This is a genomic window from Saccharopolyspora sp. NPDC045941 (assembly GCF_056431445.1).
Genome location: NZ_JBWKKU010000081.1, coordinates 1 through 20,032 on the forward strand (window position 1 = coordinate 1; position 20,032 = coordinate 20,032).

At 71.6% G+C, this 20,032-nt stretch carries 19 protein-coding genes; 8 read left to right on the top strand and 11 right to left on the bottom strand.

Features of this window, described 5'->3' with window-relative positions; genetic code table 11:
- Positions 1-340: 340 nt before the first annotated feature.
- From AC07FN_RS39955 to AC07FN_RS39970, 4 genes are all read right to left on the bottom strand, one after another.
- Positions 341-1,555: an ROK family protein gene (locus tag AC07FN_RS39955; protein WP_478400343.1), complete on the bottom strand. Its 1,215-nt coding sequence runs from the start codon at positions 1,553-1,555 to the stop codon at positions 341-343.
- Positions 1,556-1,609: 54 nt separating this feature from the next.
- Entirely contained in the window at positions 1,610-3,040 is a 1,431-nt protein-coding gene (locus AC07FN_RS39960; RefSeq protein WP_478400344.1) for a sugar ABC transporter permease, read from the bottom strand.
- Positions 3,041-3,122: 82 nt separating this feature from the next.
- Positions 3,123-3,890 (bottom strand): ATP-binding cassette domain-containing protein, encoded by a 768-nt coding sequence (locus AC07FN_RS39965; RefSeq protein ID WP_478400345.1) that lies wholly within the window; start codon positions 3,888-3,890, stop codon positions 3,123-3,125.
- A gap of 20 nt (positions 3,891-3,910) precedes the next feature.
- Entirely contained in the window at positions 3,911-5,026 is a 1,116-nt protein-coding gene (locus tag AC07FN_RS39970) for a sugar ABC transporter substrate-binding protein (protein ID WP_478400346.1), read from the bottom strand.
- 289 nt (positions 5,027-5,315) lie between these two features.
- Between AC07FN_RS39970 and AC07FN_RS39975 the strand changes: the two genes are divergently transcribed.
- Positions 5,316-7,151, top strand: coding sequence for a glycoside hydrolase family 3 protein (locus AC07FN_RS39975; protein ID WP_478400347.1), 1,836 nt, complete (start codon positions 5,316-5,318; stop codon positions 7,149-7,151).
- Between the two features lie 122 nt (positions 7,152-7,273).
- On the opposite strand, the gene fahA is transcribed toward AC07FN_RS39975, so the two are convergent.
- The 4 genes from fahA to AC07FN_RS39995 all read right to left on the bottom strand — a co-directional run bounded on the left by fahA (position 7,274) and on the right by AC07FN_RS39995 (position 11,130).
- The gene (gene fahA / locus AC07FN_RS39980) at positions 7,274-8,449 is read right to left on the bottom strand and encodes a fumarylacetoacetase (protein ID WP_478400348.1); all 1,176 of its coding nucleotides are present in this window, start codon (positions 8,447-8,449) and stop codon (positions 7,274-7,276) included.
- On the bottom strand, positions 8,446-9,312 hold the full coding sequence (locus AC07FN_RS39985; protein WP_452619169.1) for a hypothetical protein: 867 nt from the start codon (positions 9,310-9,312) through the stop codon (positions 8,446-8,448). Before AC07FN_RS39985 ends, fahA begins: the two co-directional genes overlap by 4 nt.
- Positions 9,309-10,508, bottom strand: a complete 1,200-nt coding sequence (locus AC07FN_RS39990) for a cupin domain-containing protein (protein WP_478400349.1) — start codon at positions 10,506-10,508, stop codon at positions 9,309-9,311. The genes AC07FN_RS39985 and AC07FN_RS39990 overlap by 4 nt, the downstream gene beginning before the upstream one ends.
- Before the next feature lie 97 nt (positions 10,509-10,605).
- Complete coding sequence (locus tag AC07FN_RS39995) at positions 10,606-11,130, bottom strand: MarR family winged helix-turn-helix transcriptional regulator (RefSeq protein ID WP_452619171.1); 525 nt, start codon at positions 11,128-11,130, stop codon at positions 10,606-10,608.
- A gap of 157 nt (positions 11,131-11,287) precedes the next feature.
- Between AC07FN_RS39995 and AC07FN_RS40000 the strand changes: the two genes are divergently transcribed.
- The 3 genes from AC07FN_RS40000 to AC07FN_RS40010 are packed head-to-tail and all read left to right on the top strand — an operon-like array spanning position 11,288 to position 14,150.
- Positions 11,288-12,337, top strand: a complete 1,050-nt coding sequence (locus AC07FN_RS40000; RefSeq protein WP_478400350.1) for a LolA family protein — start codon at positions 11,288-11,290, stop codon at positions 12,335-12,337.
- Positions 12,337-13,302, top strand: a complete 966-nt coding sequence (locus AC07FN_RS40005) for an ABC transporter ATP-binding protein (protein WP_478400351.1) — start codon at positions 12,337-12,339, stop codon at positions 13,300-13,302. The genes AC07FN_RS40000 and AC07FN_RS40005 overlap by 1 nt, the downstream gene beginning before the upstream one ends.
- Positions 13,299-14,150, top strand: coding sequence for an ABC transporter permease (locus AC07FN_RS40010; RefSeq protein WP_478400352.1), 852 nt, complete (start codon positions 13,299-13,301; stop codon positions 14,148-14,150). Before AC07FN_RS40005 ends, AC07FN_RS40010 begins: the two co-directional genes overlap by 4 nt.
- Before the next feature lie 34 nt (positions 14,151-14,184).
- Here the strand turns inward: AC07FN_RS40010 and AC07FN_RS40015 are convergent, their stop codons facing one another.
- Positions 14,185-14,313 carry a hypothetical protein gene (locus tag AC07FN_RS40015; RefSeq protein ID WP_268952012.1) on the bottom strand — a complete coding sequence of 43 codons (129 nt, stop codon included), beginning with the start codon at positions 14,311-14,313 and terminating at the stop codon, positions 14,185-14,187.
- Between the two features lie 235 nt (positions 14,314-14,548).
- Here AC07FN_RS40015 and AC07FN_RS40020 point away from each other — a divergent pair, with 235 nt between their 5' ends.
- Positions 14,549-15,553 carry an aldo/keto reductase family protein gene (locus AC07FN_RS40020; protein ID WP_478400353.1) on the top strand — a complete coding sequence of 335 codons (1,005 nt, stop codon included), beginning with the start codon at positions 14,549-14,551 and terminating at the stop codon, positions 15,551-15,553.
- Position 15,554: 1 nt separating this feature from the next.
- Here the strand turns inward: AC07FN_RS40020 and AC07FN_RS40025 are convergent, their stop codons facing one another.
- A complete protein-coding gene (locus AC07FN_RS40025) occupies positions 15,555-15,980 on the bottom strand; it encodes a hypothetical protein (protein WP_478400354.1) in 426 nt (141 codons plus the stop codon).
- Positions 15,981-16,194: 214 nt separating this feature from the next.
- On the opposite strand from AC07FN_RS40025, the gene AC07FN_RS40030 reads away from it, so the two are divergent.
- Positions 16,195-17,796 carry a flavin-containing monooxygenase gene (locus tag AC07FN_RS40030; RefSeq protein ID WP_478400355.1) on the top strand — a complete coding sequence of 534 codons (1,602 nt, stop codon included), beginning with the start codon at positions 16,195-16,197 and terminating at the stop codon, positions 17,794-17,796.
- A 4-nt stretch (positions 17,797-17,800) separates the two neighbouring features.
- On the opposite strand, the gene AC07FN_RS40035 is transcribed toward AC07FN_RS40030, so the two are convergent.
- Positions 17,801-18,367, bottom strand: a complete 567-nt coding sequence (locus tag AC07FN_RS40035) for a helix-turn-helix domain-containing protein (RefSeq protein WP_132493742.1) — start codon at positions 18,365-18,367, stop codon at positions 17,801-17,803.
- 137 nt (positions 18,368-18,504) lie between these two features.
- Here AC07FN_RS40035 and AC07FN_RS40040 point away from each other — a divergent pair, with 137 nt between their 5' ends.
- Positions 18,505-19,221: a flavodoxin family protein gene (locus tag AC07FN_RS40040; protein ID WP_478400356.1), complete on the top strand. Its 717-nt coding sequence runs from the start codon at positions 18,505-18,507 to the stop codon at positions 19,219-19,221.
- A gap of 75 nt (positions 19,222-19,296) precedes the next feature.
- Positions 19,297-20,031, top strand: a complete 735-nt coding sequence (locus AC07FN_RS40045) for a methyltransferase domain-containing protein (protein ID WP_478400357.1) — start codon at positions 19,297-19,299, stop codon at positions 20,029-20,031.
- The last annotated feature ends 1 nt before the right edge of the window (position 20,032 follow it).

Genomic DNA, 20,032 nt, shown 5'->3' on the forward strand with positions numbered 1-20,032 from the left:
GACACCGCACGCCGCGCCAGATACCCGATACCCAGCACGAAAACGAAGTACAACGCCAACAACGCGAAATCCACCGCGTTGGCATCCAGCAGCTGGCCCTGGGCCAGCACCTGGGTGCTGGCCCATCTCCCAGTGAACAAAGTGGTCCCTCTTTTCGCAGGAGCGTCGGAGTGGCGCGCCGAGAACGCAGGACGCGAAGGTGTCCCCGGCCGGGTCGAGGTCGATCCGGTCAATATGTTGTCCGCAGCAACTTATCACCGGGAGATGTCGTCACCGCCGGGCGTAACCGCATCGCAATCTGCGCGTTTCCCAACCGGGGCAACGGTTTCCGCCGATCGGCTCAGCGGCTTGCCAGCACCTGCTCGAAGGCCAGCTCGGCGGCGCCGAGCAGCTTGCCGTCCGCGCCGAGCGAGGACGTGACCAGCTTGGTGCCGCCCATCGCGCGGCTGACCAGGCTTCGCTCGGTGACCAGCTTGCCGACGTGGTCGATCAGCGTGCGCGGCAGCGAGGTGAACAGATCGCCGAGCACCACCAGCTGCGGGCAAAGCAGGTTGACCACATTGCACAGTCCGACGGCCAGCCACTCGCCGAACTCGCCGAGCCGCTGCAACACCTCGTCCGGTTGCTGCGCCAAGGCGTGCAGCTCGGCGACGACCACGCCGCGCGGCGAGTCCTCCGGCAGGCCCAGCGCCCGGCTCAGGGCCCGCTCCCCCACCTCGGTCTCCCAGCATCCTCTGCTGCCGCAATAGCATTCGTGCCCGTCCGGCCGCACCACCATGTGCCCGAGCTCGCCGACGTAGCCGCCGCTGCCGCGCAACGGCATCCCACCGGAGATCACCCCGCCGCCGACACCGACGTCCGCCCCGACGAAGACCGCGTCGGTCGCGCCGCGCGCCGCCCCGCGGAGGTGTTCGGCGAGCGCGCTGAGCTCCGCGTCGTTGCCGACCTCCACCCGCCGGCCGTCCAGCGCCTGGGAAAGCCAGTCGCCGAGCGGCACTTCGGTCCAGTGCAGGTTCGGCGCCTCGCGCACCATCCCGTCCGCGCGGCGCACCACGCCGGGCGCCGAGGCGCCGACCGCCACGACGTCGACGCCGGCCTCCTCGATGAGCACCGCGCTGTTGTCGACGATCTTGGTGAAGACCTCGCGCGGATTCCGGGTGGTCGGGCGCAGGCTCCAGCTGCACCTGTTGAGGATCTCGCCGCCGAGCCCGATCAGCGCCATCGCCACCTGCTCGACCCGGATGTCCACCGCCAGCGTCACCGCCGCGTGCGGCTGCGGCAGCACCAGCAGCGACGGCCGGCCCGCGCCGCTGCGCTGGGCGGGCACCCGCTCCACCACGAGCCCGTCCCTGACCAGCTCGTCGACCAGCGCCTTGATGGTGCTGCGATTCAGCCCCATCTCGGTGGCCAGCGCAGCCCTGGTGCAGGGCCCACCGGTGTGCAGCCGACGCAGCAGTACCGCCCGATTGTGCTGGCGCACCTCGTCGGGCCGCGCTCCCGCGGTTGGTGTCGTGGTCAACTCGGCCGCTTCCTCCGCCTGCTTCGGGCTTCCCATCCGGGACAAGCTGTAGCACAGCGGACGCTTGCGCTGCGCATCGTGCTTCCCGGCTCAGCCTTCATGCTGCGCCGTCGAACGCCGCCGGGACAACGCGTCCACGCCGGCGGCGGCCACCAGGACCAGGCCGGTGATGATGTTCACCGGCGCGGCGGCGAAGCCCAGCAGGTTCAGGCCGTTCTGGACGGTCGCGAGCACCGCGCCGCCGAGGACCGCGTCCTGCAGCCGGCCTTTCCCGCCGAACAGCGACGTGCCGCCGATGACGGCCGCACCGACCGCGAACAGCACCAGGTTGCCGTTGCCCGCGCTGCCGTCGACCGAGCCGACCTTCGAGGTGTAGACGATGGCGCCCAGCGCCGCGACCGAGGAGCAGATGATGAACGCGCTCATCCGGATCTTGGCGACGTTCACCCCGGCCCGGTGCGCGGCGTCCCGGTTGTTGCCGATGGCGCGCAGGTGCCGGCCGAAGCGGGTGCGGTCCAGCACGTACGTGCCCGCGATCAGCAGCACCAGGATGATCGGCACCACGTAGGGCACGCCGCGGATCGACGCCAGCTCCGGGTGCGGCGAGCGGTTGAGCGTCAGCAGGTACGTCGCGACGCCGCCGCAGCCGAGGACGGCGCCGACCTTGGCCACTACCAGCGCGGTCGGCTGCGCAACGAGCCCGTGCCGGAGCCTGGTCAGGTGCCGGCGGGCCACCACGGCGGCGTATCCGGCGCCGGCCACCAGGAACAGCAGCCAGCTGCCCGCCACGCCGAGGCTGCCGTTGGCGACGGCGAACAGCTCCGGGCTCTGCCGGACCGAGATCGTCCCGCCCGGCCCGACCAGCTGGAGCACCACGCCGGACCAGGTGATGAACAGCCCCAGCGTCACGACGAACGACGGGATGCGGACCTTCGAGACCGCGAACCCGGTGACGCACCCGATCGCCGCGCCGACGCACACCGCCAGCAGCATCTCCAGCCACGGGTTCGCGCCGACCCCGGCGACCACAAGCACCAGCGCCAGCGCGGAAAGCCCGGCACCGAGCCAGATCCGCAGCAGCAGCGCCAGCAGCGCCGCGGCCGCGAGCCCCAGCACGAAGGCGTAGAACACCGTGCCGCCCATCGCCCCGAGCAGGTTCCCGTCGTGCTGGAAGTGCAGTGCGAGCACCGAGGCCGCCACGCCGGAGGCCGTTCCGGCGGACAGGTCGATCTCGCCGATCAGCAGCACGTAGACGATGCCCATCGCGATGATCGCCTGCCCGGCGCCCTGGTGCAGCAGGTTGGCCAGGTTGTTGAGGGTCAGGAAGTCCTCGGACAGGGCGGCGAACAGCACCAGCAGCACGGCCAGCATCACCAGCGCGGGCAGCGCGCCGAGATCACCGCGGCGGATCTTGCCGACGTAGTCGCGCAGGGCCTCGCCGGTGGCGCGAGAGGTCGTGTCGATGCCGAAATCGGCGATGCGCAGCGCCGGTTCGGCCGCGCCGGTCGGGCTGTTCGTCATTGGCGTCCCTCGGAATCTTCTTTGAAGCGGCGCAGCCGCTTGGCCCGCCCTTGCGCCAAGCGAAACGAGTCCAACGCGTACCTCACACTGCTGTCGGGCGGGCGATGCCTAGATCGCCGGAGCGGCCGGCGGTCATCAGCTCGACGACCTGGCCGTGGGTCAGGTCCCTGGCGGGCAGTTCGGCGGCCATGCGTCCCAGGTAGAGGGTGGCGATCCGGTCGGCGACCTCGAACACGTCGGACATGTTGTGGCTGATCAGCACCACGCCGAGACCCTGGTCGGCCAGGCGGCGGATGAGGTCGAGGACCTGCCGGGTCTGCGCGACGCCGAGCGCCGCGGTGGGTTCGTCGAGGATCACCACCTTGCTGTTCCACAGCACGGCCTTGGCGATGGCGACGGTCTGCCGCTGACCGCCGGAGAGCGAGCCGGCCTTCGCGCGCACCGAACCGACGGTGCGCACCGACAGGGAGCGGAGGGTGCGCCTCGCGGCCAGCTCCATCTCGGTGTCGTCGAGCAGCATCGCCGGGCCCCGCTCGCGGCCGAGGAACATGTTCTGCACGACGTCGAGGTCGTCGCACAGCGCGAGGTCCTGGTAAACCACCTCGATGCCCAGCGCGGCGGCGTCGCCGGGCCGCTGGATCTGCACGGGGCGGCCCTCGAAGAGCACCTCGCCGCCGTCGATGCGGTGCATTCCCGAGATGCATTTGACCAATGTGGACTTCCCGGCGCCGTTGTCGCCGATCAGCGCGGTGACCTCGCCGGCGCGCACGGTGAAGTCCACCTCTCGCAGCGCGCGGACCGGGCCGAAGCTCTTGTCGACCCGGCGCAGCGCCAGGATCGGCTCGTGCACTCGCCCTCCCCTCCAAGACATCAGGCGATGCCGAGCTGACGGCACGATTCCGCCAGCTCGCCGCCGCAGATCTCCTCGGCCCGGACGCCCGCCGGGCCGAGCACCGACTTGATGTTGTCGCGCGTGATCAGCTGCGGCGGCAGCAGGACCGACTTCACCTCGCGCCCGCCGACCGGATCAGGCGTTCGCTGGTGGGCCAGCGCGTCGGCGGCCGCGATGTCGCCGCGGGCGAGCGCGGCCGCCAGCTCCGCCGTCACCGACGCCTCGTCGCGGATCGGTTTGAACACCGTGGACGACTGGTAGCCCTGCAGGATCGCGCGCAGGCCGTCGACGGTCATGTCCTGCCCGGTGACCGGGACCGCGCCCGCCAGGCCGTACTTCTGCAGCACGGTGATCACCGCCGAGGCCAGCCCGTCGTTGGCCGCGAGGACGCCGTCGACCCGCCCGCCGTTGGCGGTCAGCAGCTGTTCGAAGACCCGGCCGCCGGCCTGGTTGTCCCAACCGTCGACGAACCGGCTGCTCGCCAGCCTCAGCTCGCCCGCCGCGTACCGGGGGCCGAGCTCCGCGGACTGGCCGTGGTGCACCAGCGTCGCGTTGTGGTCGGTCGTGGCACCGCCGATCTCGATGACCTGGCCGCCGGGCTTGTCGCGCATCGCCGTCGCGAGCGCCCGGGCCTGCAGTTCGCCGACCTCCTCGTGGTCGAAGCTGACGTAGTAGTCGGCGCTGCCGCCGACGTTGAGCCGGTCGTAGTCGATCACCGGCACGCCGAGCCGTTCGGCCTTCAGCTCGACGGTGGCCCCGGCGTCGCCGCTGGGCGCGGCGATGATCAGCACCTGCACGCGCTGGCTGAGCATGCCGTCGGCGATCTGAGCGAACTTCTGCGCCTCGCCCTGCGCGTTCTGCACGATCGGCGTGAGGCCTTCCCGGCGCAGCGCCGCCTGCAGCATCGGCTGGTCGAAGTGCGCCCAGCGCGCGGAGGTCGCGGTATCCGGGAGGATCACGCCGACCCGCGGACCACCGGTGCCCGGCGCGGCCGCGCCGGCGTCCGGCTCCGGAAGCCTGTTGTTCCCGCACGCCACCAGCAACAGCCCGATGCTGCAGGCCATCGCGATCAGCGCCGCGGGCGTTCTCCCCATCGAGAAGCCTTCCCCACTCCCGAACGGAATCGTGCAGAACCAAACGTTGCGACAAACAACTTATGACACAACACCACGAGCGGAGAAGTTGACCTGATCGATGCAGTACCGAGACTTGATCGATGTAGCCCATCTCCCCGAGGCGGCATCCGATGGTATGTTGCCGCCTGCAACATATTCCTCGCGGTCCTTCACCACCCAACGGCAGAGCGCGCCCGCGCCCCGCGCAGGCCGCCGGCTTCGCAGTTCCACCCCGCACGGATGACCTCCGAACGCAGAGGAGAACGGCATGACCCGTTGGTTAGGCGCGACCCGCTCGCGGCTCGCGCTGGCGCTCACCGCGGTGGCCTGCACCGCCGCGGTCACCCCCGCCGTGGCCGCGGCACCGCCCGCCTACCGCGACGCGACGCGCCCGGTCGCCGACCGGGTGGACGACCTGATGGCGCGAATGTCGTTGCAGGACAAGATAGGCCAAATGACGCAGGCCGAGCGGCTGGCCGCCGACCCGGGCACCGCGGCGCCCGCCGGGATCGGCTCGATCCTCAGCGGCGGCGGATCGGCGCCGACGCCGAACACCGCGGAAGCCTGGGCGGACATGTACGACGCCTACCAGCGGGCGGCCATCGCCACCCCGCTGGGCATTCCGATCATCTACGGCGTCGACGCGGTGCACGGGCACAACAACGTGCACGGCGCGACGATCTTCCCGCACAACATCGGGCTCGGCGCCACCAACGACCCGGAGCTGGTCGAGCGCATCGGCCGGGCGACCGCCGAGGAGGTCGCCGGCACCGGCATCGACTGGAACTTCGCGCCGTGCCTGTGCGTGGCGCGCAACGACCGCTGGGGACGCACCTACGAGTCGTTCGGCGAGACCCCGGAGCGGCCCGCGGCCATGGCCTCCGCCGTGACCGGCCTGCAGGGGTCCACTCTGGACGGACCGGCGTCCGTGCTGGCCACGGCCAAGCACTACGTCGGCGACGGCGGCACGACCGGCGGCGACGACCAGGGCGACACCGAGATCGACGAGGCCGAGCTGCGCGCGGTGCACCTGCCACCGTTCCAGGCCGCGATCGAGCGCGGCGTCGGCTCGGTGATGATCTCCTACAGCAGCTGGAACGGCGTCAAGATGCACACCGGCGACTACCTGATCAACGACGTGCTCAAGGGCGAGCTGGGCTTCACCGGTTTCGTCGTGTCGGACTGGCAGGCCATCGACAAGATCGATGGCCAGGAGGGCTTCACCGCCGACGAGGTGCGCGATTCGGTCAACGCCGGGCTGGACATGATCATGGTGCCGCACGAGTACCAGAAGTTCATGGACCTGCTGCGCGCCGAGGTCGAGGCCGGCCGGGTGCCGATGGAGCGCATCGACGACGCCAACCGCCGCATCCTGACCAAGAAGTTCGAGCTCGGCCTGTTCGAGCGGCCGTTCACCGACCGCAGCCTCACCGGAACCGTCGGCAGCGCGGAGCACCGGGAACTCGCCCGCGAGGCGGTCCGCGAATCGCAGGTGCTGCTGAAGAACGACGGGAACGTGCTGCCGCTGGCCAAGGATGGCGGCAAGATCTTCGTCGCGGGCAAGAACGCCGCCGACATCGGCAACCAGAGCGGCGGCTGGACGATCAGCTGGCAGGGCGGCAGCGGCCCGATCACGCCGGGGACCACGATCCTGCAGGGAATCCGGCAGGCCGTCTCCCCCGGCACCGAGGTGGCCTACGCCCGCGACGGCAACGGCATCGACGGCAGCTACCGGGCGGCGATCGCGGTGGTCGGCGAAACCCCCTACGCCGAAGGCGAAGGCGACCGCCCGGAGGGCATGGGCCTGGACGAGGAGGACCGGGCGACGCTGGCCCGGCTCCAGGAGTCCGGGGTGCCGGTGATCGTGGTGACCGTGTCGGGCCGCCCGCTGGACGTCGCGGCGGACCTGCCGAACTGGGACGCGCTCCTGGCGGCCTGGCTGCCCGGCACCGAAGGCGCCGGCGTGGCCGACGTCCTCTTCGGCGACCACGACCCGACCGGAACCCTGCCGATGACCTGGATGGCCGGCGCGGACCAGCAGCCGATCAACGACGGGGACGGCCAGCCTCCCCTGTTCCCCTACGGCTACGGCCTGACCTACTGAGACGAAACGGGCGCTTTCGGCCCTGTTGAGCCGAAAGCGCCCGCTCGTCACGAGATCTCAGGCGGTCAGCCCGGATTGCGAGCCTAGGACACCCCGGGATACCCGTAAACGCGTATTCCGGATCATCCGCTCACGGCCAGGATCCGGCCCGCCACCTCGCCGAAGCCGATCCGGGAGCCGCCCGGCCCCGGGGCCGTGGCCGTGATGGTGACCTCGTCCCCGTCCTGGAGGAACGTGCGTTCCTCCGCGCCGACCTCGACGGGTTCCTTGCCGCCCCAGGTGAGTTCGATGAACGCGCCGCGCTGGTCCTTCTCCGGGCCCGAGATCGTGCCGGACGCGTACAGGTCGCCGGTGCGGCTGGTCGCCCCGTTGACCGTCAGGTGCGCCAGCATCTGGGCCGGGGACCAGTACATCTCCCGGTACGGCGGGCGGGAGACCTCGTGCCCGTTCCAGGACACCGCGAGGTCGATGTCCAGGCCCCACGGCTCGGTTTCCCGCAGGTACGGCAGGGGTTTCGGCTCCTGGTCCGGGACCGGGACGCGCGCGGCCTCCAGCGCGAGCAGCGGAACCACCCACGCGGAGATCGAGGTGGCGAAGCTCTTGCCGAGGAACGGGCCCAGCGGCACGTACTCCCACGCCTGGATGTCGCGGGCCGACCAGTCGTTGACCAGCACGACGCCGAACACGCGGGTGGCGAAGTCCGCGGCGGGCACGGTGCTGCCCAGGTCGGAGCCGGTGCCGACGATGAAGCCGAGCTCCGCCTCGATGTCCAGGCGGCGGCACGGGCCGAACGTCGGGGCGTCCTCGTCCGGCGCCTTGCGCTGGCCGCTGGGGCGGACGATGTCGGTGCCCGACACCACGACCGTTCCACTACGCCCGTGGTAGCCGACCGGCAGGTGCTTCCAGTTCGGCATCAGCGGCTCGGCGTTCGGCCGGAACAGCCGGCCGAGGTTGGCCGCGTGGTGCTCCGAGGCGTAGAAGTCGACGTAGTCTGCGACCTCGATCGGCAGGTGCGTGGTGACGTCGGCGACCGGGTGCACGGCCGCATCCGGCACGTCCCCGGACACCAGCTCGGTGATCCGCTGCCGCACCTGCACCCAGCGCTCGTGGCCCTGCGCCATGAACGCGTTCAGGCTCGGCCGCGCGAAGACCTCGTCGCCCAGTGCCATCGCGAGGTCCACAACGGACTCCCCGACGCGGACGCCGACCCGCGGCTCGGTGCCGGGGGTGGAGAACACGCCGTAGGGCAGGTTGTCGAGCCCGAACGGCGAACCGGCGGGGATGTCGATCACGGTCACGAGGCGACTCCTTCTGCGCTGAGCACCGCCGCGGGCACCAGGCCCAGGTCCACCAGCTCGGTCAAGGGCTCGATGATGCTGCACGTGCCGAAGGACACGAACCGCTCGCGGGCGGCCGCGACCCGCACGTCGTCCAGGTTCGCGACGCGCTCGGCGACCTTGCGCGCATCGCGTTCGGCGAGGATCTCGGCGATCTCGGACTCGTCGGCGAAGTCCACCGCCGCATCGGTCGCCAGCAGCAGGTTCAGGTAGCCGTGCTGCTCGAAACCGGTTGCAGGATCGGTGTTGCGGATCGCGTGGTGCAATCCGGCGGTGGCCTTGAACGGCACCCGCGCGTCGACGACCGCCCGGATCGCGGCGGCCAGTTCCGCCTCGTCCGGGTACAGCTCGGCCTTCACCCCGCCGGTGCGGAACTTGGCCTGGTACCGGGTGGCGGCGCACGCGGCGATGACCTCCGGGCGCCGCTGGTCGCGGGGCACCTCGACGAAGACGGCCACGTCCTCGGCCGCCGCGCAGGCCCGGTCGAGCTCGGCGAAGAACTCCGCCGGAGCCTGCCCGGCGGGCACCGCGACCTCCAGGGCGCGCAACCGGACCGGCAGCGATCCGGCGGCGTCGAACACGGCCCGGAGCTGCCCCGGCCCCGCGGGCGCGGTGACCGAGAGGTCGAGCCGGTCGCCGGATTCGAGCAGGTCGGCGAGCTCCGCCAGCGCCGGTGCGGCGAGCACCAGCGGCCCGACGAGCTCGGCGTACGGCGCCGCGGTGTGCCGGGCGTGCGCGGCGACGGCGTCGGGCAGCGGCGCCAGTCCGGGTGGGAACACTGCGGCGTCATCGCACAGCGATTTCGCGAAATCCGGGATGGTCACTGCTTCGGCCCCCGTCCCGCCCAGGTCCAGGCGTAGCCGGGATCTTCGGCCGCGCGGCCGCCCTCGCCGAGCTCCAGCGGGCGGAACGTGTCGACCATGACCGCGAGCTCGTCGAAGTACTCCACCCCGATGCTGCGCTCGTAGGCCCCCGGCTGCGGGCCGTGCGAGTGCCCGCCCGGGTGCAGGGAGATCGAGCCCTGCCCGATCCCGGAACCCTTGCGCGCCTCGTAGTCCCCGCCGCAGTAGAACATCACCTCGTCGGAGTCCACATTGGAGTGGTAGTACGGCACCGGGATGGACAGCGGGTGGTAGTCGACCTTGCGCGGCACGAAGTTGCACACCACGAAGTTGTCGCCCTCGAAGACCTGGTGCACCGGCGGCGGCTGGTGCACGCGGCCGGTGATCGGCTCGAAGTCGGACACGTTGAAGGTGTAGGGGTACAGGCAGCCGTCCCAGCCGACCACGTCGAACGGGTGCTCCGGGTAGACGAACCGGGTGCCGACGATGCCGGCGCTGCCGCGGTGCTTGACCAGGACCTCGACGTCGGTGCCGTCGGCCAGGACCGGCTCGGTGGGGCCGTGCAGGTCGCGTTCGCAGTACGGCGAGTGCTCCAGCAGCTGGCCGAACTTCGACAGGTACCGGCGCGGCGGCGTGATGTGCGAGTTGGCCTCGATGCAGTACGCGCGCACCGGCTCGTCGCCCTGCGGCAGCCAGCGGTGCGTGGTCGCCCGCGGCAGGATCACGTAGTCGCCCGGCCGGAACGGCAGCGCGCCGAACACCGTCTCGACGACGCCCTCGCCGGACTCGATGTACACGCACTCGTCGCCGATCCCGTTGCGGTACAGCGGAGAAGCCTCACCGGCGACGACGTAGGAGATGCGCACGTCGGCGTTGCCCAGGACCAGCCGGCGGCCGGTCACCACGTCGTGGCGCTTCCACTCCTGGCCGCCGAAGAGCTCGTGCAGCTTCAGGTGCCGCGGCCGCAGCGGGTGGTTCGGCTCGGTACCCAGGTCGGGCAGTTCCCACACCGTCGAGTCGACCAGCGCGGACGGGAGGTTGCGGTGGTAGAGCAGCGACGAGTCGCTGGAGAAGCCTTCCTCCCCCATCAGCTCCTCGTAGTACAGGCCGCCGTCGGGCCTGCGGTGCTGGGTGTGCCGCTTCGGCGGCACCTCACCGGCCTGCCGGTAGTACGCCATCGCCCTCGCCTCCTTGCAACGGCCCAGGAACCCTTCGGCCCCGGCGCATTTAATCAATGTATTTACTACTTGCCGCGCGGCGCAACAGCCGAAGGGATCAGTTCCGGCCGCGGATGTCGAACTGGTCGCGGTTGGTGATGAGCTTGTCCAGCAGCATGATCAGGATGCGCTGCTCGGCCTCGGTGAGCACGCTCGCCCACTCGTGTTCCCGCTCGTTCTGCGCCCGGAACACCTCGACCATCTCCCGCTGCCCGTCCTCGGTCAGCGACAGCAGCACGGATCGGCCGTCGCGCTCGCCCGGCGCCCGGTCCAGCAGCCCGTCCGCGACCAGCGTCTTCGTCAGGTTCGACACCGCGGCACGGCTCATCCCGGTCAGCTCGGCGGCCTTCTTGGCCTCCAGCGGCCCGGCCAGCCAGGTGACGAACAGCAGCCGGAAGCCCGACCAGGACCGGCCGCGCGGCCGGTGCACCGCCGCCTCCAGGTCGTAGGTGACGATGTTGGACGCCCGGTTGAGCGTCAGCAGCACTTCGGTGGCCAGCTGGTGCCGGAACCCGTACTCGGTGGCCAGCCGGTGGTTCGCCAGTTCGACGAAGGACCAGAAATCCAGCTCGTCCGCGGCCATCGCATCCTCCGTCGCAAACTGATCAATGCATGAACTATCTCAGCTCAGCCCGCGAACCACCACCCTGCTGAGCCGGTTCTCAGCCCGTGGGCCGCTCTCAGCGTTATCTCAGCGACCTTCAGCCACGCTTGACCCAGGACCCGACAGAAGGAGTCTCATGAAACGGAAGAACGTGGCTTATGCGGCGACCGCCGGTGCCGCGGTGGGCGTGCTCGGCCTGACCGCGCTCGCGCTGCCCGCCGGCGCCGGCGCCGCCCCGGCGTTACCCCCGGTGGCGCCGGAGCAGCTGGTGGAGTCGGTGATGCGGGCGAACCCGCCGGCGCTGACCGGCACCGTCGAGGTGGACAACGCGCTCGGCCTGCCCGCGATCCCGGGCGCGGGCCAGGCCTCCGAGCTCCTTTCCGACGGCACCAGCAAGTTCCAGGTGTGGGCCGACGGCCAGGGCCGCGACCGCGTCTCGGTGCCCTCGCACAACGGAGAGATGACCGTCGTCGACGACGGCTCGACAGTGTGGAAGTGGGATTCGGCCGAGCAGAAGGTGGTCCGCTCGGCGGGACACGCGGCGGAGTCCGCCGAGCACCAGGGTCCGGCCGATCCCGCCGCGGCGGCCCGCCAGATCATCGACAAGCTCCGGCGGACCAGCGACGTGAAGGTGGACGGCACGGCCAGCGTCGCCGGCCGCGACGCCTACGAGCTGGTGCTCACGCCGAAGCCGACCGAGCGCACCCTGCTGCGCGAGGTGCGGGTCGCGGTGGACGCGGAGAAGCGCATTCCGCTGGAGGTCTCGGTGCTCACCAACGGTTCGAACGACCCGGCCTTCCAGGTCGGCTTCAGCGACATCGACCTCAGCGCCCCGGACCCGGCCCTGTTCCGGTTCACCCCGCCCGCCGGCGCGGAGGTGACGGACGGCAAGGCCGAACACGCGCCGCAGCAGCGCCCGGAGCACCCGCAGAGCGAGCACAAGGTCGTCGGCGACGGCTGGGACCTGGTCGTGGTGACCCAGCTGCCGCAGCAGCAGGAGAAGCAGCAGGGCGGCCAGGACATGCGCCAGGTCGCCGAGCAGGTCGGCAAGCCGGTCAGCGGGCCGTGGGGCGACGGCTGGATCATCGGCACGGCGGCGGGCAACGCCCTGCTCACCTCCGACGGCCGCGTCGCGGCCGGTGCGGTGCCGGAGCAGGTGCTCACCGCCGCACTCGGCGGGGCGTGATGGCGAACGCAGTCGAAGCGGTGGGGGCGGCGACGACCGCCCCCACCGCGGGCGATCTCGCGGCGCGCACCGCCGGCCTGCGCAAGACCTACGGCCGGACCGTCGCGGTGGCGGGCGTCGACCTCGCGGTCCCGCGCGGCGGTGTGGTCGGCGTGCTCGGCCCCAACGGTTCGGGCAAGACCACCACGATCCGGATGTTGCTGGGCCTCACCGCCCCCACGTCCGGCACGGTCGAGCTGCTGGGCCACCGGTTGCCGGAGCACAGCGGCCGGGTGCTGCCGCGGGTCGGCGCGCTGGTCGAAGGACCGGGCTTCCACCCGTTCCTGTCCGGCCGGGAGAACCTGCTGCGCTGCGCGGCGATGGAACCGGCGCTGCGCGGCCCGGAGATCCGCGGAGTGGTCGAGCAGGCTCTGGAACGCGTCGGCTTGGGCCCGGCCGCAGGCCGCCGGTACCGGGGCTACTCGCTGGGCATGAAGCAGCGGCTGGGCCTGGCGGCGGCGTTGCTGGTGCCGCGCGAGCTGGTGGTGCTCGACGAGCCGACCAACGGTCTGGACCCGGCGGGCACCCGCGAGATCCGCCGGATCATCGCGGAGCTGCACGCGGCGGGCACGACGGTGCTGGTGTCCTCGCACCTGCTCGCCGAGATCGAGGCGACCTGCACGCACGTCGCGGTGCTGCACCGCGGTTCGCTGGTCGCGCAGGGCGAACTCGCCGCCATGCTGGAGGCCGGCGCGCCGCACCTCGTGGTGTCCACATCGGATGCTTCCGGCGCGGTGGCGACGCTGACCGGCAAGGGCGTGCAGGCGCGGGAGGAGGCCGGAGCGGTCCGCGCCGATCTGTCCGATGTGGAGTCCGCGGAGGTCGTCGCGATGCTCGTCCACGCCGGTGTTCCGGTGCACGAAGCGCGGCTGGCCCGGACCGGCCTGGAGGACCTTTTCGCCCGGCTGACCGAGGAGGAGCTGTGACGGCGATCGACGCAACCGCGACGGCGGGGCGGACGTCCGCGCCGTTGGGGCGCGTTCTGCTGGCCGAGCTGCGGTGGGTGCTGCGCAGGCCGCGCAACCTGCTCGCGCTCGTCCTGCTGGCGGGCCTCCCGGTGTTCCTCGGCACCGCGATCGCCGTCACCGGCGGGCCGGGCGGCCGCGGCGGTGGTTCCCTCCTCGCCGCAGTGGCCGGGAACGGGCTGGTGCTGCCGGTCGCGGCCCTGGTGCTCGCGCAGACGCTGCTGCTGCCGCTGGTCGTGGCGATGGTCGCGGCCGACGCACTGGCCGGCGAGTCGGCGCACGGCACGCTGCGCGGCCTGCTGCTCGCGCCCGTGGGGCGGGTGCGGCTGGTCGGTGTCAAGGCCGTCGGCGTGCTGGTGATGGCGGTGCTCGCGGTGGCCGTCATCGCCGCCAGCGGCGTCCTCACCGGGCTGGTCATCGTCGGCGGCGACGGCATGGTGACCCTGTCCGGGACCACGTTGCCGATCGGCTCGGCGCTGGGCCGGGTGGCGCTGGCCGCCGGGTGGTCCGCGGTGCAGATGGCCGCGGTGGGGGCGGTCGCGCTGGCGATCTCGTCGCTCACCGAGCACCCGCTGGTGGTCATGGCCGCCACCATGGGCGGTCTGATCGTGTTCGGGGTGCTCGGCACGATCCCGGCCCTGGACTGGCTGCAGCCGCTGCTGATCACCACCGACTGGTCGGCGGTGATGGACGTGCTGCGCGACCCGATCAGCGGCGACACGCTGGTCACCGGTCTGCTCCGCGCGGGGTGCTACCTGCTTATCGGCCTGTCGGCGGCCGTCGCGCGCGTGGTCACCAAGGACGCCTGACGGTGCGGGGGCGGCGACGCCTCCGCACCCGGCATCAGCGCAGCAGCATCGCGTACAGCTCCAGCCACGCGGCCCGCAGCAGCAGGCGCGTCGTTCCGCCTCGGTCCCAGCCGATCGTCGTCCGGTCGTTTCGAACTGATCTCTGCTGCCGGTGGTGGCGCAATTCGAACCCTTCGATCCCGCCGGACCGGCCGCCCGCGGCGCCCGCTCCGAATCCCCGACGCCTGGCAAGACTCCGTTGTCCCGCCAGGCCGCACCTCGTCCGGGGCGCTGCCCCGTCCAGAACGTGCGTCGGACACATTGCTCGTTACTCGCCGGTTGCGCAAGGAAAATTTCGCCGCGCGCCGCCGGGGCGGGCCGGTAGGTTCGAGTCCGTCGTCCGCCTCCGGAGGGGTGCCATGGAGTTCCGCCATCTTGGCCGCAGCGGCCTGGTCATCAGCGAGATCGCCTACGGCAACTGGATCACCCACGGGTCCCAGGTCGCCGAGGACGCCGCGACCGCGTGCATCCGCGCCGCGCTGGACGCCGGCATCACCACCTTCGACACCGCCGACGTCTACGCCGAGGGCCGCGCCGAGGCCGTCCTGGGCCGCACGCTGCGGGGCGAGCGGCGCGAGGGGCTGGAGATCTTCACCAAGGTCTACTTCCCCACCGGGCCGGGCCGCAACGACCGGGGGCTCAGCCGCAAGCACATCATGGAGTCCATCGACGCCTCGCTGCGCCGCCTGCAGACCGACCACGTCGACCTCTACCAGGCGCACCGCTACGACCCGGAAACCCCGCTGGAGGAGACCATCGAGGCCCTCGCCGACGTGGTCCGGGCCGGCAAGGCGCACTACATCGGCGTGTCGGAGTGGACCGCCGAGCAGATCCGCGCCGGTCACGCGCTGGCCCGCGAGCTGCACGTGCCGCTGGTGGCCAACCAGCCGCAGTACTCGGCGCTGTGGCGGGTGATCGAGGACGAGGTGGTGCCGGCCTCGGCGGAGCTGGGCATCGGCCAGATCGTCTGGTCGCCCATCGCGCAGGGCGTGCTCACCGGCAAGTACCGGCCCGGGTCCGCGCCGCCGGCGGGTTCCCGCGCCACCGACTCCAACGGCGGCGCGACCTTCGTCGCCCGCTTCCTCCGGGACGACGTGCTGGAGCGCGTGCGGCAGCTCGAACCGCTGGCCGCCGAGGCGGGCCTGTCGCCGGCGCAGCTCGCGGTGGCCTGGGTGCTGCAGAACCCGAACGTCTCGGCGGCAATCATCGGCGCCTCCCGGCCCGAGCAGATCGCCGAGAACGTCGCGGCGTCCGGCGTCCGGCTCGAAACCGGGCTGCTGCGGCAAATGGCGGAAATCCTCGCCCCGGTCGCGGAGCGCAACCCGGCGAAGACCGCCGAGAACGCCCCGAAGGCCCGGAAGTGAGCTAGTGGCTCAGCTTCTCCCACAGCGGCGACGAACCTTGGCGCGGCGCCGGCACGAACGGCGCGTCCGACAGCGTCGCGTGGCGGCGCCTCGCCCGGGAGACCGCGCCCGCGACCAGCCCGACCGCGCACGCGCAGACGAGCACGCCCAGCCCGACCGCGGCCGCCTGGTCGAAGGTCAGGTCGCCGCGCACGCCGATGGCGAACGTGTCGTAGAAACCCCAGCACACAGCCGTTGTCGCAGCGGCGGCCGGCACGGTGGTGACCGCCGATACGACCGCGACCAGGATCGCCAACCCGATCGCCGCGGCCGCGGGACGCGCCGCATCCCCGACGGGGATGCACGCCGCGGTCACGACGAACCCGCTGGCGAACCCGAGCGGATATCCGAAACCGCCTGGCAAGACCTGCGAATGCGGATGCCTCATGCCGCCATTAGACACCCCGGGGCTCGCGGCACCCCGCCGTCGCGGCCGGATTGACATCCCGCGTACGCCATTCTGACGAATCCCGGACGGCGGCACCCGGCCGAATCCGGCCTTGCCTTCACCGGGTTCGGCGTTGCAAGCTCGACTGAGCGATCGATCAGTTGCCGAGCGGCCACCCGCCCAGCCAGCCCGCGAAGAGGGAGTGTGCAGCCGGATGAACGAGCACGACCCGCGGTACGACGCGATCATCATCGGCGCCGGTTTCGCCGGCATGTACATGCTCAAGACGTTGCGCGACAAGGGGTTCCGCGCGCACGTCTACGAGCGCGGCACGGACGTCGGCGGAACCTGGTACTGGAACCGGTACCCGGGAGCCCGCTGCGACATCGAAAGCCTCTACTACTGCTACTCGTTCTCCGAGGAGCTGCAGCAGGAATGGCAGTGGACCGAGCGATACCCGTCGCAGCCGGAGATCCTGCGCTACGCCCGGCACGTGGCCGACCGCTTCGACCTCCGGCGCGACATCTCCTTCGAGACCAACGTCCGGGCCGCCGCCTTCGACGAGCAGACCGGCCGGTGGACCGTTCGAACCGACGACGCCGAGATCACCGCGCGGTTCCTGATCAGCGCGGTCGGCTGTCTGTCGGCCACCCAGACCCCCGACTTCCCCGGCATCGGCACGTTCCGCGGCGAGTCGTACCACACCGGCCGCTGGCCGCACGAGGAAGTGGACTTCACCGGCAAGCGGGTCGGGGTGATCGGCACCGGCTCGTCGGCGATCCAGGCGATCCCGGTCATCGCCGCACAGGCCGCGCAGGTCACCGTGTTCCAGCGGACCGCGCAGTTCAGCATCCCGGCCCAGAACCACCCGTTGAGCCCGGACGAACAGCGCCGCGTGAAGGCCGACTACGCGCGGCTGCGCGCCGAGGCGCGGATGACGCAGAGCGGGATCCTCGCCGATCGGTTGCAGCGCAACGCCACCGAGGTGCCCGCCGCCGAGTTCAAGGCCGAACTCGACCGGCGCTGGGGCATCGGCGGAACGACGTTCACCGCGACGTATCCCGACACCCTGCGCGATCCGGCGGCCAACGAGCTCTCGGCGGACTACGTGCGGGACAAGATCCGGGAGATCGTCGACGATCCCGCGACCGCCGAGCTGCTCTGCCCGCACGATCACCCCATCGGCACCAAGCGGATCTGCGTCGACACGGACTACTACGCCACCTACAACCGCGACAACGTGTCCCTGATCGACATCCGGCGCACGCCGATCTCGGCGATCACGCCCGGTGGGCTGCGGGTCGGCGACCGGGACTTCGAATTCGACGTCATCGTGTTCGCCACCGGTTACGACGCGATGACCGGGCCGCTGAACCGCATCGACATCCGGGGCGCCGGCGGCCTGCGCCTGCGGGAGAAGTGGGCCGAAGGGCCGCGGACCTACCTGGGGCTGGCCAGCGCGGGCTTCCCGAACCTGTTCACCATCACCGGCCCCGGCAGCCCTTCGGTGCTCAGCAACATGATCGTGTCCATCGAGCAGCACGTGGAGTGGATCGGCGAGCACCTGGAACACCTGCGCAACAACGGGTTCACGCGCAGCGAGGCCGCCGCCGACGCCGAGCGGACCTGGGGCGAGCACGTGAACGCGGTCGCCGCCGAAACCCTCTACCCGCGCGCGGCGTCCTGGTACATGGGGGCGAACGTGCCGGGCAAGCCGAGGGTCTTCATGCCCTACATCGGCGGCGTCGGCACCTACCGGGAGCACTGCCGGGAGATCGCCGCCGGCGGCTACCGCGGCTTCCACCACACCCGGTGAGGGGCTAGGCCGGTCCGGAGTGGACGATCAGCACCAGGGCCGGTTCCGGGCCGGTGCGGCGGTGGCGGTGCCCGGTGTGGCCGGGGTAGGCGATGCTGTCGCGCGGGCCGAGCGCGTGCAGGGTCGGCTTCTCCGGCTCCTCCAGGAGTTCCACCTCCAGCGAGCCCGAGACCACGTAGACGAATTCGCGGCGGGCGTGGCTGAAGTACTCCTCGAACTCCTCGGTGCTGACCACCATCTCGGTCACGTCGGCGCCCTGCTCGAAGTGGTCGAGCAGCCGTACCGAGTCCACCACCTGGCCGGCGCCGCGCTCCAACCGGACGCCGCCCGCCGAGGGGGCGGCCTCGGCCAGCAGCGCTTGCTGCGTCGTGCGCAGCGATTCGGCGATCAGGAACAGCGAGCGCATCGACGGCCGCGCCCGCCCGCGCTCGACCTGGCTCAGGAACGGGTGCGAGAGCCCGGTGTCCGCGGCGACCTGGACCAGGGTGCGCCCGAGCTCCTTGCGGCGGGACCGGATCGCCGCGCCGAGGCGGATGTCCGCGTCCTGCACACCGCGCCGCCTGTCCCCCACCGCTGCCCCTTCCTCGGGTCGCCGCCGTCCCACCCGATGTTACCGCCGTCAACATTCTGCGCGGCCACCGGAGTTGCCCGGCCTCGCGGTCGGTGCTGCACTGGCCGCGCGGAGACGTTGCCGGGGGGCGAGGGGCGATGACCGAGGCCGAACCAGTTTTCGACAACCTGCGGGCGCTGTTCATCAACTGCACGCTCAAGCGCTCTCCGGAACGCAGCAACACCGAAGGCCTGCTGGAGCTCAGCGCGGGCATCATGCGCCGCCACGGCGTCGAGGTCGACACCATCCGGGCGATCGACCACGACATCGCCGTCGGCGTCTGGCCGGACATGACCGAGCACGGCTGGGCCACCGACGAATGGCCGCAGCTCTACCAGCGCGTGCTGGCCGCCAACATCCTGGTGCTGACAGGGCCGATCTGGCTCGGCGACAACAGTTCCGTGATGAAACACGTGATCGAACGGCTCTACGGCTGCTCGTCGCTGCTCAACGACGCCGGCCAGTACGCCTACTACGGCCGCACCGGCGGCTGCCTGATCACCGGCAACGAGGACGGCGTCAAGCACTGCGCAATGGACGTCCTCTACAGCCTCCAGCACCTCGGCTACACCATCCCGCCGCAGGCCGACGCGGGCTGGATCGGCTCGATCGGCCCCGGACCGTCCTATTTGGACCCTAACTCCGGCGGGCCGGACAACGACTTCACCAACCGCAACACCACGTTCATGACCTACAACCTCATGCACGTGGCGGCGATGCTCGACCGCGCGGGCGGATTCCCCGCCTACGGCAACCAGCGCACGGAGTGGGACGCGGGCTGCCGGCCCCACTTCGAGAACCCCGAACACCGCTGACCTCCGCCGTTCGGGCACTGGCCACCGGCGCCGCCGCGACCCTAGGCTGGGCGTGCCGACCAGTGAGAGGTGCGCATGACCGACCAGACCACGCCCGCGGTGTTCGAGCGGGTGCTGCCGTTGTTGTCGCCCGCGCCCGAAAACCCGGACTTCGACGGCGGATACCTGGACCTGCTCGGCGGCCAGGCGGCGAAACCGTCCGGCCCGATCCAGTCGCTCTGGGAGTCCGGCGCGGGTTCCGCCTGCTACGACCACCTTCAGTCGTTCACCCGCCGGGTGCTGCCGATGTGGTACCGGCTGCCCACCCAGGCGCGCCCGCCGTCCGGCGGGCTGGTGCTCGACGTCGGCTGCGGGCCGGGCAACGTCACCTCGCAGCTGGGCCGCGCCGTCGGGCCCGCCGGGCTCGCGATCGGCGTCGACGTCTCCCGCCCGATGCTCACGCGGGCCGCCCGCACCGAAACCGCCGACAACGTCGGTTTCCTCCGGGCCGACGCGCGCGAGCTGCCATTCCCCGACGGCACGTTCGACCTGGTCACCAGCCTCGCGGCGCTGCAGCTGATCCCCGCGCCGCACGAGGTGCTCGGCGGCATGGCGCGGGTGCTCGCGCCAGGTGGCTGGCTGGCGGTCATGGTGCCGACGCCGCGCGGCGGCCTGCTGCACCAGGCGGCCAAGCTGACCGGCGGCCGGTCCGGCCTGAAGTTCTTCGACGCCGAGCAGGTCGCGGAATCGCTGCGGGCCGCCGGGATGGACGTCGTGCACACCCACCGCACCGGGCCGGTGCTGTGGATCAGCGCGCGACGGGGCGCCTGAC

What these genes read in the sequence shown, in the direction of transcription:
- AC07FN_RS40020 (WP_478400353.1), top strand. Translation starts at nt 14,549, where the DNA reads ATGGAGTTCCGCCATCTTGGCCGCAGCGGCCTGGTCATCAGCGAGATC.
- AC07FN_RS39995 (WP_452619171.1), bottom strand. Translation starts at nt 11,130, where the DNA reads ATGGCCGCGGACGAGCTGGATTTCTGGTCCTTCGTCGAACTGGCGAAC.
- AC07FN_RS40025 (WP_478400354.1), bottom strand. Translation starts at nt 15,980, where the DNA reads ATGAGGCATCCGCATTCGCAGGTCTTGCCAGGCGGTTTCGGATATCCG.
- AC07FN_RS40045 (WP_478400357.1), top strand. Translation starts at nt 19,297, where the DNA reads ATGACCGACCAGACCACGCCCGCGGTGTTCGAGCGGGTGCTGCCGTTG.
- AC07FN_RS39955 (WP_478400343.1), bottom strand. Translation starts at nt 1,555, where the DNA reads ATGGGAAGCCCGAAGCAGGCGGAGGAAGCGGCCGAGTTGACCACGACA.
- AC07FN_RS39960 (WP_478400344.1), bottom strand. Translation starts at nt 3,040, where the DNA reads ATGACGAACAGCCCGACCGGCGCGGCCGAACCGGCGCTGCGCATCGCC.
- AC07FN_RS40040 (WP_478400356.1), top strand. Translation starts at nt 18,505, where the DNA reads ATGACCGAGGCCGAACCAGTTTTCGACAACCTGCGGGCGCTGTTCATC.
- AC07FN_RS40000 (WP_478400350.1), top strand. Translation starts at nt 11,288, where the DNA reads ATGAAACGGAAGAACGTGGCTTATGCGGCGACCGCCGGTGCCGCGGTG.
- AC07FN_RS39990 (WP_478400349.1), bottom strand. Translation starts at nt 10,508, where the DNA reads ATGGCGTACTACCGGCAGGCCGGTGAGGTGCCGCCGAAGCGGCACACC.
- AC07FN_RS39970 (WP_478400346.1), bottom strand. Translation starts at nt 5,026, where the DNA reads ATGGGGAGAACGCCCGCGGCGCTGATCGCGATGGCCTGCAGCATCGGG.
- AC07FN_RS40005 (WP_478400351.1), top strand. Translation starts at nt 12,337, where the DNA reads ATGGCGAACGCAGTCGAAGCGGTGGGGGCGGCGACGACCGCCCCCACC.
- AC07FN_RS40030 (WP_478400355.1), top strand. Translation starts at nt 16,195, where the DNA reads ATGAACGAGCACGACCCGCGGTACGACGCGATCATCATCGGCGCCGGT.
- AC07FN_RS39975 (WP_478400347.1), top strand. Translation starts at nt 5,316, where the DNA reads ATGACCCGTTGGTTAGGCGCGACCCGCTCGCGGCTCGCGCTGGCGCTC.